We start from the raw sequence: 16,926 nt of genomic DNA, 5'->3' as shown, positions 1-16,926 counted from the left end.
GTGCGGCGGTAGTCTGGGAGCAGCACAACGACGTGTCTGATGCACCGCGCGCAGGTAACGGCGAGATGAACTCGCCCCGAATGCACCGGCGGGAACCGCTCGACGCACCGTCTCGAGTCTCCGCCGGGCCGTTCGCCGCACCTGCCGCCGACAGACAGGAGGTCGACATGACCACGCAGATCGTGATCCTCGCCGCCGGGATGGGCAGCCGCCTCGGCCGCTCGCTCCCGAAGCCGCTCACCGAGCTCGCCGACGGCCGCACCATCATGCGCCAGCAGCACGACAACATCGCCGCCGCGTTCGGGCAGGACGCCTCGATCACGACGGTCGTCGGCTACAAGCTCGAGCACATCATCGACGCCTTCCCCGACGTCAACTACGTCTACAACGAGCAGTACGACCAGTCGAACACCTCCAAGAGCCTGCTGCGCGCCCTCAAGGCCACCGGCTCGGGCGGTGTGCTCTGGATGAACGGCGACGTCGTCTTCGACCCGACCGCCCTCGTGCGCGCCTCGACCCTCGTGCACGCCGACCGCTCGTTCGTCAGCGTCAACACCGCCAAGGTGAGCGACGAGGAGGTGAAGTACACGGTCGACGCTGAGGGCTTCATCCAGGAGCTCTCGAAGCAGGTCGTCGGCGGTCTCGGCGAGGCCGTGGGCATCAACTACATCTCCAGCCGCGACAAGGCCGCCCTCGTGCGCCAGCTCGCCCGCGTCGGCGACCAGGACTACTTCGAGCGCGGCATCGAGGTCGCGATCGAGCAGGACGGCCTCCGCATCGAGCCGCTCGACATCAGCGACCTGTACGCCGTCGAGGTGGACTTCGCCGAGGACCTCGAGCGCGCGAACCTCTTCGTCTGAATCGGCCCTCGCGCCGATCGACGCTGATCGTCGCCTGCGCAAGACCCCCGTCGCCCCCGGGCGCGGGGGTCTTCTGCCGGTACGGTTATCGCTTGTGACCCACGCCTCGCCCGCGCGCCCCCCGCGCACCCCCGCGCAGGTGTACCGGCAGACGCTCTGGCTGCTGACGAGCCGCGATCTGCGCGTGCGGTACTCGACCTCGGCGCTCGGCTACCTCTGGTCGGTGCTCGACCCGCTGGTGATGGCGGGCATCTACTGGTTCGTCTTCACGCAGATCTTCGACCGCAGCGTCGGTGCCGAGCCGTACATCGTCTTCCTGCTCGCCGGCCTGCTCCCCTGGGTGTGGTTCAACGGCGCCGTGAGCGACATGACGCGCGCCTTCATCAAGGACGCCAAGCTCGTGCGCTCGACCCGGCTTCCGCGCTCGGTGTGGGTGGTGCGCACCGCGCTCGCGAAGGGCATCGAGTTCCTGCTGAGCATCCCGGTCATCGCCGCGTTCGCGATCGTCGCCGCGTTCGGCCCGACCCCCGCCCCGCTGACCTGGGGGGTGCTGTGGCTGCCGCTCGCGATCGTGCTGCAGGGCATCCTCATCGTCGGCATCGGACTCATCGTCGCGCCGCTCGTGGTGTTCTTCCGCGACCTCGAGCGCGCGGTGAAGCTCATCCTGCGCTTCCTGTTCTACGCCTCGCCGATCATCTACGGCCTCGCCGATCTGCCCGACGGCCTCGAGCTGTGGGGCTCGTTCAACCCGCTCGCGGGCATCATCACGCTGTACCGGGCCAGCTTCTTCCCCGAGCTGCTCGACGTGCGCGCCGCCGCGATCGCGGCGGTGATGAGCCTCGTCATCCTCGGCATCGGCGTGCTCGTCTTCCGCCGCACCGTGCGCGCCGTGCTGAAGGAGATCTGATGGCCGTCGCATCCTCCCCCTCCCCCGCGGGCGCCCCGGCCGTCATCACCGTGACGGGCGCCGGCATCCGGTTCCGGCGTAATCGGCGCGGTCGCCGCAGCTTCAAGGATCTCTTCGCCGGGGCCCAGCGCCGCTCGCGCCCCGACGAGTTCTGGCCGCTGCGCGGCGTCGACGTCACCGTGCGGGCCGGCGAGTCGATCGGCGTGGTGGGCCGCAACGGCCAGGGCAAGTCCACGCTGCTGAAGCTCGTCGCCGGCGTCATGCTGCCCGACGAGGGCAGCGTCGAGGTGCACGGCGGCGTCGCCCCCCTCATCGAGATCACCGGCGGCTTCGTCGACGACCTCACCGTGCGCGAGAACCTCACGCTCACCGCCGGGCTGCACGGCATGACCCGGCAGGAGATCGACGCGCGCTTCGACGAGATCATCGACTTCGCCGAGCTCGCCGACTTCATCGACACCCCCTACAAGCACCTCTCCAGCGGCATGAAGGTGCGGCTCGCCTTCTCGGTCATCTCCCGCCTCGAGGAGCCGATCCTGCTCGTCGACGAGGTGCTCGCCGTGGGCGACAAGGGGTTCCGCGAGAAGTGCTACCGGCGCATCGACGAGCTGCTCGCCGGGGGACGCACGCTGTTCTTCGTGTCTCACAACGAGCGCGACCTCAAGCGCTTCTGCACCCGGGGCCTCTACCTCGACAAGGGCGCCCTGGTGCTCGACGGCCCCATCGACGAGGTGCTCGCCGCCTACGACCGCGACCACGGGAGCACCCCATGACCCAGATCATCCCGCCCGACGCCGGCTCGACGACGGCCGCCCTCGACCCCCGCCTCGTGCGCGGGCTGCAGGCGGTCATGTCGGCGCAGCGCCCGGCCGTGCTCGCGCACATCCGGCGCATCCGCCGCCGTCGCCCGGAGGCGACGCCCGACGAGGTGATCAGGATGCTCGAGCGCCACTACCTCGCCGCCGTCACCGCGAGCGGAGCTTCCGTGGGCGCCGCCGCCGTCATCCCCGCGGTCGGCCTGGCCGCCTCGCTCGGGCTCAGCGGGGTGGAGACCGTCGCCTTCCTCGAGGCGAGCGCGCTCTTCGCCCAGTCCGTGACCGAGATCCACGGCATCGCGATCGACGACCCCGAGCGGGCGCAGACGCTCGTCATGGCGCTCATGCTCGGCGGGGCCGGGCAGGACCTCGTGCGGCAGTTCGCCTCGCAGGTCTCGGGCGGGCCCGTCGCCCGCACCGAGTACTGGGGCGAGATGGTCACCAAGAGCATGCCGCGGCTCATGATGGGCTCGCTCAGCGACAAGCTGCGCAAGGCCTTCCTGCGGCGGTTCGCGGTGACGCAGAGCACGACGGTGCTCGGCCGCGCCATCCCCTTCGGCATCGGGGCCGTCGTGGGCGGCACCGGCAACAACATCCTCGGCCGCAAGGTCGTCACGAGCGCGCGTCAGGCCTTCGGGCCCGCGCCCGCGCTCTGGCCGATGGGCCTGCAGACGCCCGCCGTGCAGGTCACCGTCGCCGAGGACGGCACGGTCGGCGTCGCCACGGCGCCGCGCCGCCGCGCCTGGCCGCTGCGTCGCCGGCCCGCGGCGATCGAGGCCGCCCCGGCGGCCCCCGAGGCGGACGACGTCATCACCGGCATCGCGCCGCCGACCGCGCCCTGACGGCGCTGCCGCTACGGGCGCCGCTCCGGGCGCCGCTGCGGCACCCTCAGTCGCCGCCGACCGCGTCCTCGTCGTCGTCCTCGTCGAAGGGGTTCGACTCGCTCGTGAGCGGATCGCCCGCGTGCTGGGCCGCGGCGGCGTCCCACGCCGCGTAGAGCGCGTCGACGGCGGCGTGGAACCGCGCCGTCGCCGCGCCCGGCGTCGTGTCGCCGAAGTACCGCTCGACCCACAGCCGCAGCGAGGCGTGCGCCTCCTCGCTCGTGAGCACCCGGTCGATCATCGGAACGACCTCGGCCGCCTGCTCGGGTCGCAGCCACTCGCAGGCGCTGAGGTAGCCCGAGTCGTCGATCTCGGCATCGGGCGAGGCCGGTCGGGCGATGAGCAGCGGCTTGCCCGTGGCGAGCCGGTCGTAGACCATCGCCGAGATGTCGGTGATGGCGGCGTCGGCGGCGGAGAGCTGCCAGCCGAGCTCCGGCCCGGTGTCGACGACGTGCTGGGCGCGCGGGTCGGCGGCGTTCGCGCGCTCCAGGGCCTGCATGATTCGGCTGTTGGCCGCGCCGTACGCGGCATCGACGACGCCGCTGCGCGGGTGCGGGCGGTAGATCACGCGGTGGCGGCCGGTCGCGAGCAGGGCATCCACCAGCCTCTCGCCGTGGCTGAGGATCGAGCCGTACGCCGCGGCGGGTCGGTCGCCCTCCCAGGTAGGCGCGTAGAGCACGACGGTGCGGTCGTCGGGCTCGTACGGCAGGGCGCCGGCGAAGTGGTCGGCCTGCGGTCGGCCGATCATGAGGGCCTTGCCGTCGAGGTCGTAGCCCCAGAGCTTGCGCTCGAGCCGCTCGCGCGCGGCCTCGCCCGCGATGAACGCGTAGTCGTAGACCTTGTACTGGTTCGTCGTCATGTACATCTTGTCGGACTCGCCGTGATTGATGAAGACGTGCCACATGCGGCTGTATCGGAACATCTGGAAGTTCTTGGTGTTCTGGTTGACGTAGAACACGATGCGCAGCGGCTGCTGGGCGACGAAGCGCTCGAGGTCGACCACCTGGCGCAGGTACACGGCCGGCACCGGCGCCTCGTCGAGCAGCGTCAGCATCGTGCCGGGGCTGCGGCTGATGATGGCGACGGGATGCTGCTTGGCGAGCTCGGCGAGCGGCGCGTACCACTGGCGGATCTGGTAGAGGTTCACGCGCGTATCGGCGAAGTACACGACGATCTCGATGCTGCCGGGGGCCGGAGCCCGCTCGGTGCGCTGGCGGGCGGCGAGCTCGGCGCGGTGCCGCCGCGAGCGCAGGATGTTGCGCATCAGTCGTCGCGCGGTGCGGGCCTGGCCGAGAAGAGTCACGACTCCATCATCGCGGGGGCCCGAGGGGGCGGGGCGCCGATCGGGGCGAACCGTTATGCACCCGTAGCGGCGCATCCCGCCGCGGCGCCTCGCGGGCGGCGGCTCGGCACCGTGACAGAATCGCCCGCGATGGCCCGTTTCACGTTCAGCGCCGGCAACGCGCGCGTCCTCGCCCGCGCCCCGCTCTACGCGATCGGGGCGCTCGCCGCGCGCGTCGTGCGCCGCGACCCGCAGCGCTGGGTCATGGCCTCCGGGCTCGGGCTCGGCGAGGGGGCCCTCGCGCTCTGGCGGTACACCCGCGAGCACGACCCCGAGCGGCGGCTCACCTGGCTGGCGTCGAGCGACGAGGAGCTGCGCGCCGCGCGCGCCGCCGGCATGCCGGCGCTGCCCGCGCGCGGCTGGGGCGGGTTCCGGGCCACGCTGCGCGCGGGCGCCGTGGTCGTCACCCACGGGCTGGGCGATGCGAACCGGTACGGGTCGAGCGGCGCGGTCGTCGTGCAGCTGTGGCACGGCATCCCCCTCAAGCGCCTGCACCTCGATACGGGCGCCGCCCTGCGCCTGCCCCTCATCGGCTCCCTGCCGGGCGTGCGCGGCCTCATGAGCGCGCTGTACCGCCGCGGCGGCCGGCGCATCGCGCTGTTCCCGGTCGCCTCCGAGCTCGTGGCCGCGCGCATCCGCTCGGCGTTCGGCGTCGCGCCCGAGCGCGTGCGCGTGCTCGGCGACGCCCGCGACGACGTGCTGCTGCAGGGCACCGCCGAATCCCGTCGGGATGCCGCGCGCGCCGTCATCGAGGCGGCGACCGGCCCGCTGCCCGAGGCCGCCCGACTGGTGCTCTACGCCCCCACCTGGCGCGACGGCGAGGTCGACCCCGCCATCCCCGACGCCGCGCAGTGGGCCGGCATCGTCGCCTGGGCGGAGCGCCGGGACGCGGTGCTGCTCGTGCGCTCTCACCCCCTCGGCGCCGGCTCGTACGATGCCGGGCCGGCGGCCTCCCCGCGCATCCGGCTGCTCGGGCGCGCCCAGCTGCTCGACGTCACCCCGGCGCTGCCCGCCCTCGACGCCCTGCTCACCGACTACTCGTCGATCGCCTTCGACGCGGCGATCGCGGGGGTGCCGAGCGTGTTCCTCGCGCCCGATCTCGCGGCCTACCTGGCCTCGCGCGGCCTGTACACGCCGTACCGCGCGTTCAGCGGCGGCGACCCGGCGACCGACTGGCCCGACGCCCTCGCGCGGCTCGACGGCGCGCTCGAGCCGGGCCCGGCCCGCGAGGCCGCGCTCACCCACGCGCGCTGGCTGCGCGACGAGCACGTCGACCTGCTCGACGGCCGGGCGACCGAGCGCGTGCACGCCGCGCTGCGGGGGCTGCTCGGCGAGACGGCGGCCCCGCTCGCGCCGGCGGGCGCGGGAGACACCGAAGCCGGGGGCGCGGCCGCCGGGCGGATCGTGATCGACCACGCCGAGCTCGACCAGGAGTACCTGGCGCTGCGCGGGTCGGCGCCGGCCCGGATCGAGCGCCTCGCGCTCGTCGGACCGCGGCAGACGATCGAGCTCGCCGTCGATCAGACCGGAGCGTCGTTCGCCGCGAGCGCCCCGCTCTTCAGCGAGCGCTGGGGGTCGTCGCCGCTGCCGCCGCGGAGCGACGAGTACCGGCTCGAGGTCACCCTGGAGGGGTCTGCGCACCCGAGCGCACGGGCGCAGGTCGTCGCCGCGCTCGATCCCGGGTTCCGCTCCCCGTGGATGCGGGCCGAGCTGCGCGCCGACGCGGGCACGCTCGTGCTGCGCGTCGAGCCCCCGCTCGCGGACGACGAGCGCGGAGCATCCGCCCAGAAGCGGCTCGAGGCCGGCTACCGCGCGCGCACCGCCCAGCCCGAGACCGCCGTCATGCTCGAGAGCTTCTACAGCCAGACCGCGGCCTGCAACCCGCTCGCCCTCGACGCCGAGCTCGCCCGCGTGCGCCCCGACGTCACGCGGTACTGGTCGGTCGTCGACCGCTCGGTCGCCGTTCCCGAGGGCGCGATCGCGCTCGTCGAGGGCTCGGCCGAGTGGTGGCGGGTGCGGGCCGACGCCCGCCTGCTCGTGGTCAACGACTGGCTGCGCAAGCGGTGGCGCCCGCGGCCGCACCAGCGTGTGCTGCAGACCTGGCACGGCACGATGCTCAAGCGCCTCGCCCTCGACCGGGCCGGCGTCGGCCTGCGCACGCGCGTGGCCGTCACCCGCGAGAGCCGGCGGTGGAGCATCCTGCTCGCCCAGAACCCCTGGGCGGCCGAGGTGCTGCGCCGCGCCTACGCCTTCCGCGGCCCGGTCTGGGTCGAGGGCTACCCGCGCAACGACGTGCTGCTGACGGGCGACCGCGCCGCCGTGCGCGCCCGGCTCGGCCTCGCCCCGGGGCAGCGGGCCGTGCTCTACGCGCCGACCTGGCGCGACGACCGGCGCGAGATCGTCGACTACCTCGACCTGCCCGGCTTCGCCGCCGCCCTCGCCGGCCTGCCCGGCGACCACGTGCTGCTCGTGCGCGGCCACAGCCGCACCCTGCGCTTCGGCCGCGACCTCGACGCCCCCGGCCTCATCGACGTCACGAGCTACCCGGCGATCGGCGAGCTCATGCTCGCCGCCGACGTGCTCGTCACCGACTACAGCTCGGTCATGTTCGACATCACGGCCGTCGACACCCCGCTCGTGCTCTTCGTGCCCGACCTCGAGCACTACCGCCGCGACCTGCGCGGGTTCTACTTCGACGTCACGGCCGAGGCCCCCGGACCGGTGGTGCGCGATCGGGATGCCCTGCTCGCGACCCTCGCCGAGCTGGCGTCGGCCGCGCCCGCCGCCGGCGCCGCACCGGCCCCCGCCGCACCGCCCGCCCTCGCCGCCTGGCGCGCGCGCTTCAACCCGCTCGACGACGGCCGCGCGGCCGAGCGCGTCGTCGCGCGCATCCTCGCCGAGGGCCTGCTCGACTGAAGCCCGGAGCGACCGCCGCCGGCGCGACCCGCCCCGGCGCGCCCTCTACGACTCGATGCGCGAGCGGTCGACCGCGCCGCGGGCGCCGACGACGACGCCGCGCAGGAACCCCGAGCCCCAGCTGCCGTGCATCGTCGCGATGACGACCGCGAAGACGGCGCGATCGGCGAGGGTCGCCCCGCTCGACCGCGTCACCAGCAGCGCCAGCAGCAGCAGCGCGTAGGCGAGCGGACCGAGGTGCACGAGCCCGAGCAGCAGCGAGGCCCACCCCGTGACGACCCCCGTCGCCTGCAGCAGCAGCACGACGAGGCTCAGCACGGCGACGACGACGAGCGCGGGCGGGGCGAAGTACCGCAGGGGGTGCCGGCCGCCGTGCCGGCGCACGAGCTCGCCGCGCCAGATGCCCGTCGCCCGGAACTGCCGGGCGAGCTTCGCCCAGGTGTCGCGCGGCCAGTAGGTGACGCGCAGCGCCGGGTCGAGCCAGACGAGGTGGCCGGCGCCGCGCAGGCGGAAGTTCAGCTCCCAGTCCTCCGCGCGCTTGAGGCGCTCGTCGTAGAGGCCCACCGACTCGAGCGCGGGTCGGCGCATGATGCCGAGGTACGCGCTCTCGGCCGGGCCCTCGACGGCGGAGCCGTGATAGGCCCCGCCGCCGAGCCCGAGGCGGGAGTTGTAGGCGCGGGCGACGGCCCGCTGGAAGCGGCTCCGGCCCTGGGCGACCATGAGGCCGCCGAGGCTCGCCGCCCCCGTGCGCTCGAGCGTGGCCACCGCCGTGGCGGTGTAGTCGTCGGCGAGCTCGGTATGGGCATCCACCCGCACGATGACGTCGTGCGTCGCGGCGCGGATCGCGCGGTTGAGGCCGACGGGGATGGTCATCTCGGGGTTGCGCACGATGCGGATGCGCGGATCGCCGGCCGCGCGCCGCTCGACGCGCTCGCTCGTGCCGTCGGTCGAGGGGCCGAGGGCGAGCACGAGCTCCTGCTCGCCCTCGTACCGCTGCCCGAGCACGCTGTCGATCGCGTCGTCGATGTACGCCGTCTCGTTGTAGACCGGCATCACGTAGCTGACGCCGGGAGGCGTCGGCGCGGCGGGGGTCATAACCCCCGAGGCTATCGCCTAGCCCAGCTCGCCGAGCGTCACGGTGGCGGTCTCGGAGCGGCCATCGCGCACGTACTCGACCTCGGCGCTGGAGCCGCCGGCGAGCACCCGCACCTGCGCGGTGAGGTCGATGCTGCTCGTGATCGGCACGCCGTCGAAGGCCGTGATGATGTCGCCCTGGCGCAGACCGGCCTGCTCGGCGGCTCCCGCGGGCGTCACCTCGGCGACGAGGGCGCCGACGACGTCGCTCGTTCCGTCGACGTCGGTCACGCTCGCGCCGAGCAGGCCGTGGCTGGCCGACCCGGTCGCGATGATCTCGTCCGCGATGCGCTGGGCGAAGTTCGCCGGGATGCTGAAGCCGACGCCGATGCTGCCGGCCGCGCCCTGCGAACCGCCGGCCGAGGCGATCGCCACGTTGATGCCGATGAGCCGGCCCTGGTCGTCGAGCAGCGCGCCGCCGGAGTTGCCGGGGTTGATCGCGGCGTCGGTCTGGATGACCGAGAGCGAGATCGTCTGCGAGGCGCGCGGCTGCGACTCGCCCTGCTCACCGGGGATGTCGAAGTCGAAGTTCCAGAAGTCGAAGGGGCTGCCCTGCTCGCCGCCGTCGGGCGCCTGCTCGGGCGTCTGGCCCTCGGGCACCGCCGAGGACTGCACGGTGATGGAGCGGTTGAGCGCCGAGACGATGCCGTCGGTGACCGTGCCGGCGAGGCCGAGCGGGGCGCCGATCGCGACCGCGCGGTCGCCGACGTTGAGCTCGCTGGAGTCGGCGAACTCGATCGGCTGCAGGTCGGTGGCGTCGATGAGCCGGATGACCGCGAGGTCGGCGATGGGGTCGGCGCCGACCAGCTCGGCGTCGAAGATGCGGCCGTCGCTCGCGGTCACCCGCAGCACCGGGTCGGTCGCGGCGCCGTCGAGGGTCGCGACGTGCGAGTTCGTCAGCACGTAACCGTCCTCGCTGAGGATGACGCCCGAGCCGCTGCCGGCCGCTTGGCCGCCGCGCGCCTGCACGTCGATCGTGACGACCGAGGGCATGGCCCGCGCGACGACGCCGGTGACGATCGTGGCGTCCTCCGGGTCGTTGACGGTGATCGAGGCGGGGCTCGTGGCGCTGGGGCCCGATCCCGCGCCGTCGGCGAGGGCCCACGAGGCGATCCCGCCGCCGGCGGCGCCGCCGATGAGGGCGCCGACCGCGAGCATCGCGATCATGGGGCCGAGCGAGCGGGATCCGGCGGCCGGGGCGGGTGCGGGCTCCGAGCCGGGGGCGGCGTGGTGCGCGGGCGGCGGGGCGAAGGCCGGCGGCACGGTCGACGAGGGCGCGGGCTGCGCCGTCGACGGCGCGGGGGCGGTCTCCTGCTGCGGAGACGGGGCGGCGGGCGGGACCGGGGCGGTGCTCTCGGTCGGGGCGGCCTGCTCGGCCGGAGCGGACGGGGCCGGGGCGGACTGCGGAGCCAGGGCGGTGCGGTCGGCGGCGACGGGCGCGTCGCCCGTCGGGGGGACGGCCGGCGAGCGCTGCTCGGAGCCGGCGTCGGGGTGCTCGGGGGTGGAGGTCATGGGTGGTTCTCCTTTCGACCGCGGCCAGAGTCCACCGCGAACCTGTGCATTGTATTGGTCGCTCCTGAGCGCGGCCCGTCGCTTGCGCGAGTGCCTCCCCTGCGCGGGCGAGCGCGGCCTCAGTGCCCGCCGGACGACCGCTCCACGAGCATCCGCACCCCCCGCTCTGGGTGCACCAGACAGTCCGTTCTGCCCCCTAGAATTCAGTCGAACCCGAACCGACCCGAAGACGAGCCGACCCGATGATCAGTGAGATAACCGACCTCGACCGCATCCTGGTGGCTGCGGGCGACGTCATCATCAACGACGGCTACGACGCCGTCTCCCTCGAGCGCATCGCGCAGCGGGCCGATGTCGACGCCGACCGCATCGACGCGATGTTCCCGAGCGTCGGCGACATCCTCGTCAGCATGCTCAACCGCGAGTTCGCCGCCATGTACCGCGGCATCGTCGACCACATCGAGCGCGACGAGAAGGGCGGCCTACTCTCGCGCATCTACCTCTACACGCTCTCGACGATCTACGAGCGCCCCCTCGCCAAGACGCTCTTCGTGATCGACCGCGACGCGCTCAACGCGATCATGCGGCACAGCCACTCCTTCTCGTACGTGCCGCAGATCGGCGTGCGCGCCGAGATGATCGAGCGGCTGCAGCAGGCCGGCATGGTGCGCCCCGAGGTGGATGCCCGCGCCCTCTCGCACGTCATCAGCACCTACTCCGCCGGCATCGCCATCACCGCCCCGCACGACGACCTCGACGTCGTGATCCGCGGCTTCTGCGACCTGCTCTCCCGCTCGGCCGACACCGCGGTCGTCGACACGCGGCCGGGCAAGGCGGTCTACTACGACTGGGCCTCGAGCCTCACGCTGCCGAAGAGCCCGCCCGCCGACGGCGACCGCTGAGCACGCGCCCGGTGCGGCGAGCCGCGCCCTGCTGGACCCGGCGCACGCGCCCGGGTCGCTAGCCTGAGCGGCATGAGCGACGACGCCCCCTGGATGCGCGCGGTGCGCGCCGCCGGGCTGCTCGGCGCCGACGGCGTCGCGCGCCCGACGATCTTCGCCGAGATGTCGGCGCTCGCCGCGCGCTACGACGCGGTCAACCTCGGCCAGGGCTTCCCCGACGAGGATGCACCGCAGCCCGTGCTCGACGCCGCGGTCGCCGCCATCCGCGGCGGCGTCAATCAGTACCCGCCGGGCCGCGGGGAGCCCGATCTGCGCGCGGCGATCGCCGAGCACCGCCGGCGCTTCCAGGGCGACGACCTCGACCCCGCCACCGAGGTGCTCGTGACGGCGGGCGCCACCGAGGCGCTCTCGGCCGCGCTGCTCGCGCTCGTGCGGCCCGGCGACGAGGTCGCCGTGCTCGAGCCCGCCTACGACGCGTACGCCGCCCTCATCGGGCTCGCGGGCGCCCGCATGGCGCGCATCCCGCTGGAGGGGCCGGAGCAGCAGCCCTCGGAGGAGGCGATCGACGCGGCGATCGGCCCGCGCACCCGCGTCGTGCTCGTCAACAGCCCGCACAACCCGACCGGCTCCGTGATCGAGCGCGCCCTGCTCGAGCGCATCGCCCGGCGCGCCGCCGAGCACGACGCCGTCGTCGTTGCCGACGAGGTCTACGAGCACCTCGTCTACGACGGCGCGGAGCACGTGAGCATGTCGACCCTCCAGGCGGGCGCCGGGCGCACGCTCGTCATCTCGAGCGCCGCGAAGACCTTCCGCGTGACCGGGTGGAAGATCGGCTGGATCACCGGGCCGGCCGCGCTCATCGACGCCGTCACCGCGGTCAAGCAGTTCCTCACCTACGTCAACGGCGCCCCGTTCCAGCCGGCCGTCGCCGTGGGGCTGCGACTCGGCGACGACTACTTCGACGGGCTGCGCGCCTCGCTCGAGCGGCGGCGCGATCTGCTGAGCGCGGGCCTCGCGGCGGCGGGGTTCGCGGTGTCGCCGAGCCGGGGCTCGTACTTCGTCGTCGCCGATCCGGGCCCGCTCGGCGTCGACGACGGCGACGCCTTCGCCCGCGAGCTCGTGCGCGAGACCCGTGTGGCGAGCATCCCGCTCATCGCCTTCGCCCCCGGCAGCACCGACGCGCGCCTGCGCCGCTCGCTGCGGTTCGCCTTCTGCCGCACCGAGGCGGCCGTCGAGGAGGCGGTATCGCGGCTCTCGCGGCTCGGCCGCGCCTGACGGGCGGCCTCAGCCGGGGACGACGCGGAACCGCCGCAGCCGCAGCGCGGGGTTGACCTGCCGCACCTCGGCGATGCGGGCCGGCGTCGGGTGGGCGACCGCGACGTCCTCGCGCTCCCCCAGCGCCGCGAGCGCGACGCCCATCGGGTCGACGATCATGCTGCAGCCCACGCCGATCGGCGGCGTGTGGTCGGCCGCGGCGACGTAGATCGTGTTCTCGAGCGCGCGCGCCGTGACGAGCGTGCGCCAGTGGTGCTCCTTCTGCGGCCCCCGCACCCACTCGCTCGGCACGAGCACGAGGTCGGCACCGGCGTCGACGAGTCGGCGCGTCACCTCCGGGAACCGCAGGTCGTAGCAGGTCTGGATGCCCACCCGCAGCCCGGCGAAGTCGAACAGCTGCGGCTCGTCGATCGCGCCGGCCTCGGCCCAGCGCGACTCGCTCGCCCCGAAGGCGTCGTAGAGGTGGAGTTTGCGCGAGACCGCGAGCAGCGCGCCGTCGGGGCCGTGCGCCAGCACCGTGTTGCGGAACCGGTCGTCGACGTCGCCCGAGCCGCGCTCGAGGATGCCCGCGACGACGATCGTCTCGAGCTCGCGGGCGATCGCGGCGAGCCCCTGGGCGAACGGCCCGTCGACCGCCTCGGCGGCGGCGATCCAGTCGGGCCCGATCTCGGGGGTGAAGTAGGAGGAGTACTCGGGCAGCACGACGAGCCCGGCTCCGCGCTCGACGGCCTGCGCGGCGAGCCGCCGTACGGTCGCGAGGTTGACCTGCGGGTCGGCCCCGGGGGCGAACTGGGCGACGGCGACCCCGGTGCGTGCGCTCATGACCTGAGCCTACGCTCCACGTTCCCGCCACGGGCGGCGCGATGCGCGTAGCGTGCCGGGCACGAGGATGCCCCGCGGTCGCGCCGTCCCGACGCGGTCAGCGGGCATCCGCTCGACGAGAGGTCGCGACCGATGATGATGACCGAGATGATGAGCACCATCCCCGCCATGGCGGAGATGGACATGGAGCGGATGCAGCGCGCGATGGACGCCTGCGCGGCGTGCGAGCAGGCTTGCACGATGTGCGGCGACGCCTGCGCGATGGAGGGCATGGGCCGATGCGCGAGCATGTGCGCCTCGACCGCCGATATGGCCGGCACGATGATGCGCGTCATGATGCGCCCCGCCGGCATGCACGCCGAGGCGATGTCGATGATGCTGCAGACGACCGCGATGATGATGCGCGCCTGCGCCGAGGAGTGCTCGATGCACGCCGAGATGGCCGAGCACTGCCGTCTCTGCGCGAAGACCTGCCTCGCCGCCGCGGAGGCCTGCGACGACCTGCGCATGGCGATGACCCCGGCCTGAGGCCGCCGCTGACGGCCGGGGCGCGGCGGCGGCGCTAGCGCAGCACGATGCTGGCGCGCCGCCCGCCCACGGCGAGCAGCTCGGCGAGCTCGTGCACGGCGACGGGCTCGCCCGCCGCGACCGCGGGGGCCTCGTGCGCCCAGGCGCGCAGCACCCGGTCGCCCTCCACCGTGACTGCCGTGATCCAGCCGTCCGCGGTTACGGAGACGACGAGCGCGTCGACCCAGCCGCCGGGCGTCGCCGCCGCGATGCGCGCCTGCATGGGATGCACCGCGTGGCCGGCCCGGGAGCGCCCGCACATCATCGAGCCCGCGGCGTCGCAGTCGACGTCGAGCGGGGCGATGAGCGGGTGCAGGGCCATGACGTGCTCCTTCGAGGCAGGGCGGGGCGAGCGGATGCCCCACGCTACGTCGGCCGGTCGACCCGGGTCGAGGCTGCCGTCACACGGCGCAACACGCCGCGCACAGCCCCGCCCGGCAGGATCGTCGGGTGACCACCACCCCCGCCACCACCACCGCGCCCGCCGCCGCTCGCCCGACCGTCGTGCAGCATCTCGCGCGCATCCTGCTCGGCCTCGCCCTCACCGCCGCCGGCGTCGGGCACCTCACCGTGCTGCGCGCGGAGTTCCAGGCCCAGGTGCCGCCGTGGCTGCCGCTGCCCGTCGATCTCGTCGTCGTCGGCTCGGGGGTCGTCGAGATCCTGCTCGGGCTCGGGCTGATCCTGCTCTGGCGCGCGCGGTGGCCCATGGCGGTCGGCTGGGCGGCGGCGCTGTTCTTCCTCGCGATCTTCCCGGGCAACATCGCGCAGTTCACGGAGGGCCGCGACGGCTTCGGGCTCGACGACGACGTCGCGCGGGGCATCCGTCTGCTGTTCCAGCCGGTGCTCGTCGCGTGGGCGCTGTGGTCGACCGGAGCGTGGCAGGCCTGGCGCGCGCACCGCGCCGCCCGCAGCGCGCGCTGAGCGATCCGCGACCGAGCCGCGCGCGCCGGAGCGCCCGCGCATGCGGCAGGGTGGGGGCATGAGCGCCTCCCTCCTCGTCCTCGGCTCCGCGAACACCGACCTCACGGTCGCGGTGGAGCGCCATCCGCGGCCCGGTGAGACCCTCCTGGGCGGTGACCTGGTCACCGCGACAGGCGGCAAGGGCGCCAATCAGGCGCTCGCGGCGGCGCGGGCCGGCGCGATGCCGGTCATGCTCGCCGCCGTCGGCGACGACGCGAACGGCCGCGCCCTGCTGGACGCCCTCGGCGCCGGCGGGGTCGACGTCTCGAGCGTCGCCGTCGTCGCCGACGCGCCCACCGGCGTCGCCCTGATCACCCTCGATCGCGCGGGCGAGAACAGCATCGTGGTCTCCCCCGGCGCGAACGCCCGGGTGGATGCCGCTGCCGTCGTCGCCCGCATCGACGAGCTCGCCGGCCCGGGCACGGTGCTGCTGGCGCAGCTCGAGGTGCCGCTCGAGGTCGTCGAGGCCGCCGCCCGGGCTCTGGAGCGGCACGCCGCCCGCCTCGTGCTCAACCTCTCCCCCAGCCGGGCCGTCGAGCCCTGGCTGCTTGAGCTGTGCGATCCGCTCGTCGTCAACGCCGCCGAGGCCGGCGACCTGCTCGGGCGCGCGGTCGACGCCGAGGGCGCGGAGCGCGCCGCCGCAGAGCTGCTCGCGCACTGCCGCAGCGTCGTCATCACGCTCGGCGGCGCGGGCGCGGTCGCCGCGGACTCCCACGGCGTCGTGCGTCGCGAGGCCCCCCGCGTCGAGGTCGTCGACACGACGGGCGCGGGCGACGCCTTCGCCGGAGCCCTCGCAGCCGAGCTCGCCGACGGCGGCGCCCTGACGTCGGCGCTCGACCGCGGAATCGCCGCGGGTGCCGCGGCCGTGCAGTGGCCGGGGGCGCAGCCGCCCCGCCGCTGACCGACCCGTGAGCGCGGACGGAATGCGGAGAAAACCCGGAATCGCGCGATTCCGGGCCGCCCCGAGAATGCAGAAGGCCCGGAATCTCGCGATTCCGGGCCTTCTCTTTGTTGCGGGGGCAGGATTTGAACCTACGACCTCTGGGTTATGAGCCCAGCGAGCTACCGAACTGCTCCACCCCGCGGCACGAGAGGAAACGATACCAGCAGCGGGGGCATCCGTCGAATCGAGGTGTCGTCGGCGCGGCCGCGGGCCGATCGCCCTAGTCGGCGCGGCGGGTGGCGGCGATGCTGACGCCGAGCGGCAGCCAGGCCCGGTCGGGCCAGCCCCAGAGCCCATCGCCGCGCGGCACGGCGAGGTCGAAGATCTGCCACGGCACCGCGTCGTGCTCGTGCACGAAGTCGATCTCGAGGCCCGCGTAAATGAGCGCGGTGATGGTGCGGCCGAGGGGGTGCATCCATTCGACGGTGCGGGCGTTCGCGAGCGAGGCGGCGGGGTCGGCGTAGTCGCGGTCGTCGTCGTCCTCGATCGGGGCGGCGTCGAAGTAGCCGTCGCGCGGGGCGGGGAACGGTCCGCGCGGCGTCGTGAGCGCGCCCTCGGCGTCGTCGAAGACGAAGGCCGCGGGATGCCCGTCGGCGAAGTACAGCCGCCCGCCGGGCTTGAGGAACCAGGCGATGATGCGCGCCCACTCCTCGATATCGGGCAGCCACCCGATGGTGCCCCACGTCGTGTAGACGACGTCGAAGCCCTCGGGGTCGGGCAGGCGGTGCCGGGCGTCGTAGAGGTCGGCGGCGATGAACCGGCTGCGGTCGGCGAGGCCGAGCTCGTCGGCGAGGCCACGAGCGGCGCGCACCGCGGGCATCGAGAAGTCGAGACCGACGACCTCGGCGCCGCGCTGCGCGAGCACGAGCGTGTCGGCCCCGAAGTGGCACTGCAGGTGCAGCACCCGCAGCCCCTCCCAGCCCTCGGGGGCGATCGCGGGCAGCTCCGACTCCTCGATCGGGTAGAGCCGCCCCTCCCCCGCGCGCAGGGGCGCGAGGTCGTAGAAGTCGCTCGCGAGGTGCACGGGCACCTTCTCGTCCCAGTGGGCCCGGTTCAGCCGGGCCCACTCGGGAGGATCCTCCGCGGCCAT

17 protein-coding genes and 1 tRNA gene are annotated in these 16,926 nt (G+C 74.2%); 10 read left to right on the top strand and 8 right to left on the bottom strand.

Annotated elements, in window-relative coordinates:
- Positions 1-167: 167 nt before the first annotated feature.
- The 4 genes from HGB54_RS03960 to HGB54_RS03945 all read left to right on the top strand — a co-directional run bounded on the left by HGB54_RS03960 (position 168) and on the right by HGB54_RS03945 (position 3,424).
- On the top strand, positions 168-860 hold the full coding sequence (locus tag HGB54_RS03960; protein WP_168915301.1) for a phosphocholine cytidylyltransferase family protein: 693 nt from the start codon (positions 168-170) through the stop codon (positions 858-860).
- 94 nt (positions 861-954) lie between these two features.
- Positions 955-1,767, top strand: coding sequence for an ABC transporter permease (locus HGB54_RS03955; RefSeq protein WP_228545930.1), 813 nt, complete (start codon positions 955-957; stop codon positions 1,765-1,767).
- Complete coding sequence (locus HGB54_RS03950; protein WP_168915300.1) at positions 1,767-2,540, top strand: ABC transporter ATP-binding protein; 774 nt, start codon at positions 1,767-1,769, stop codon at positions 2,538-2,540. The genes HGB54_RS03955 and HGB54_RS03950 overlap by 1 nt, the downstream gene beginning before the upstream one ends.
- Positions 2,537-3,424, top strand: a complete 888-nt coding sequence (locus tag HGB54_RS03945; protein WP_168915299.1) for a hypothetical protein — start codon at positions 2,537-2,539, stop codon at positions 3,422-3,424. Before HGB54_RS03950 ends, HGB54_RS03945 begins: the two co-directional genes overlap by 4 nt.
- 46 nt (positions 3,425-3,470) lie before the next feature.
- Here the strand turns inward: HGB54_RS03945 and HGB54_RS03940 are convergent, their stop codons facing one another.
- Positions 3,471-4,766, bottom strand: coding sequence for a CDP-glycerol glycerophosphotransferase family protein (locus tag HGB54_RS03940; RefSeq protein WP_228545929.1), 1,296 nt, complete (start codon positions 4,764-4,766; stop codon positions 3,471-3,473).
- Positions 4,767-4,895: 129 nt separating this feature from the next.
- On the opposite strand from HGB54_RS03940, the gene HGB54_RS03935 reads away from it, so the two are divergent.
- Complete coding sequence (locus tag HGB54_RS03935; RefSeq protein ID WP_168915298.1) at positions 4,896-7,721, top strand: CDP-glycerol glycerophosphotransferase family protein; 2,826 nt, start codon at positions 4,896-4,898, stop codon at positions 7,719-7,721.
- 45 nt (positions 7,722-7,766) lie between these two features.
- Here HGB54_RS03935 and HGB54_RS03930 read toward each other — a convergent pair whose 3' ends face one another.
- Complete coding sequence (locus tag HGB54_RS03930) at positions 7,767-8,816, bottom strand: glycosyltransferase family 2 protein (RefSeq protein WP_168915297.1); 1,050 nt, start codon at positions 8,814-8,816, stop codon at positions 7,767-7,769.
- Positions 8,817-8,834: 18 nt separating this feature from the next.
- Positions 8,835-10,367, bottom strand: coding sequence for a S1C family serine protease (locus HGB54_RS03925; RefSeq protein WP_168915296.1), 1,533 nt, complete (start codon positions 10,365-10,367; stop codon positions 8,835-8,837).
- Positions 10,368-10,609: 242 nt separating this feature from the next.
- Between HGB54_RS03925 and HGB54_RS03920 the strand changes: the two genes are divergently transcribed.
- Entirely contained in the window at positions 10,610-11,269 is a 660-nt protein-coding gene (locus tag HGB54_RS03920) for a TetR/AcrR family transcriptional regulator (RefSeq protein WP_168915295.1), read from the top strand.
- Between the two features lie 72 nt (positions 11,270-11,341).
- A complete protein-coding gene (locus HGB54_RS03915; RefSeq protein WP_168915294.1) occupies positions 11,342-12,544 on the top strand; it encodes an aminotransferase class I/II-fold pyridoxal phosphate-dependent enzyme in 1,203 nt (400 codons plus the stop codon).
- A 9-nt stretch (positions 12,545-12,553) separates the two neighbouring features.
- Here the strand turns inward: HGB54_RS03915 and HGB54_RS03910 are convergent, their stop codons facing one another.
- Both HGB54_RS03910 and HGB54_RS12580 read right to left on the bottom strand, forming a co-directional pair.
- Positions 12,554-13,366 (bottom strand): carbon-nitrogen hydrolase family protein, encoded by an 813-nt coding sequence (locus HGB54_RS03910; protein WP_168915293.1) that lies wholly within the window; start codon positions 13,364-13,366, stop codon positions 12,554-12,556.
- Entirely contained in the window at positions 13,363-13,701 is a 339-nt protein-coding gene (locus HGB54_RS12580; RefSeq protein ID WP_228545928.1) for a hypothetical protein, read from the bottom strand. Before HGB54_RS12580 ends, HGB54_RS03910 begins: the two co-directional genes overlap by 4 nt.
- On the opposite strand from HGB54_RS12580, the gene HGB54_RS12575 reads away from it, so the two are divergent.
- The gene (locus HGB54_RS12575) at positions 13,700-13,894 is read left to right on the top strand and encodes a hypothetical protein (RefSeq protein ID WP_228545927.1); all 195 of its coding nucleotides are present in this window, start codon (positions 13,700-13,702) and stop codon (positions 13,892-13,894) included. The genes HGB54_RS12580 and HGB54_RS12575 overlap by 2 nt on opposite strands.
- A gap of 34 nt (positions 13,895-13,928) precedes the next feature.
- Here HGB54_RS12575 and HGB54_RS03900 read toward each other — a convergent pair whose 3' ends face one another.
- Positions 13,929-14,255, bottom strand: coding sequence for a hypothetical protein (locus tag HGB54_RS03900; protein WP_168915291.1), 327 nt, complete (start codon positions 14,253-14,255; stop codon positions 13,929-13,931).
- Between the two features lie 128 nt (positions 14,256-14,383).
- Here HGB54_RS03900 and HGB54_RS03895 point away from each other — a divergent pair, with 128 nt between their 5' ends.
- Positions 14,384-14,854 carry a DoxX family protein gene (locus HGB54_RS03895; RefSeq protein WP_168915290.1) on the top strand — a complete coding sequence of 157 codons (471 nt, stop codon included), beginning with the start codon at positions 14,384-14,386 and terminating at the stop codon, positions 14,852-14,854.
- Between the two features lie 58 nt (positions 14,855-14,912).
- Positions 14,913-15,794, top strand: coding sequence for a ribokinase (locus HGB54_RS03890; protein WP_168915289.1), 882 nt, complete (start codon positions 14,913-14,915; stop codon positions 15,792-15,794).
- A gap of 110 nt (positions 15,795-15,904) precedes the next feature.
- On the opposite strand, the gene HGB54_RS03885 is transcribed toward HGB54_RS03890, so the two are convergent.
- Together HGB54_RS03885 and HGB54_RS03880 are read right to left on the bottom strand one after the other, a co-directional pair.
- Positions 15,905-15,978, bottom strand: a tRNA-Met gene (locus HGB54_RS03885).
- A 78-nt stretch (positions 15,979-16,056) separates the two neighbouring features.
- Entirely contained in the window at positions 16,057-16,926 is an 870-nt protein-coding gene (locus HGB54_RS03880; RefSeq protein ID WP_168915288.1) for a class I SAM-dependent methyltransferase, read from the bottom strand.

The organism is Microcella flavibacter, from assembly GCF_012530535.1.
GTDB classification, from domain to species: domain Bacteria; phylum Actinomycetota; class Actinomycetes; order Actinomycetales; family Microbacteriaceae; genus Microcella; species Microcella flavibacter.
This window is presented reverse-complemented; position numbering and strand designations above follow the sequence as displayed.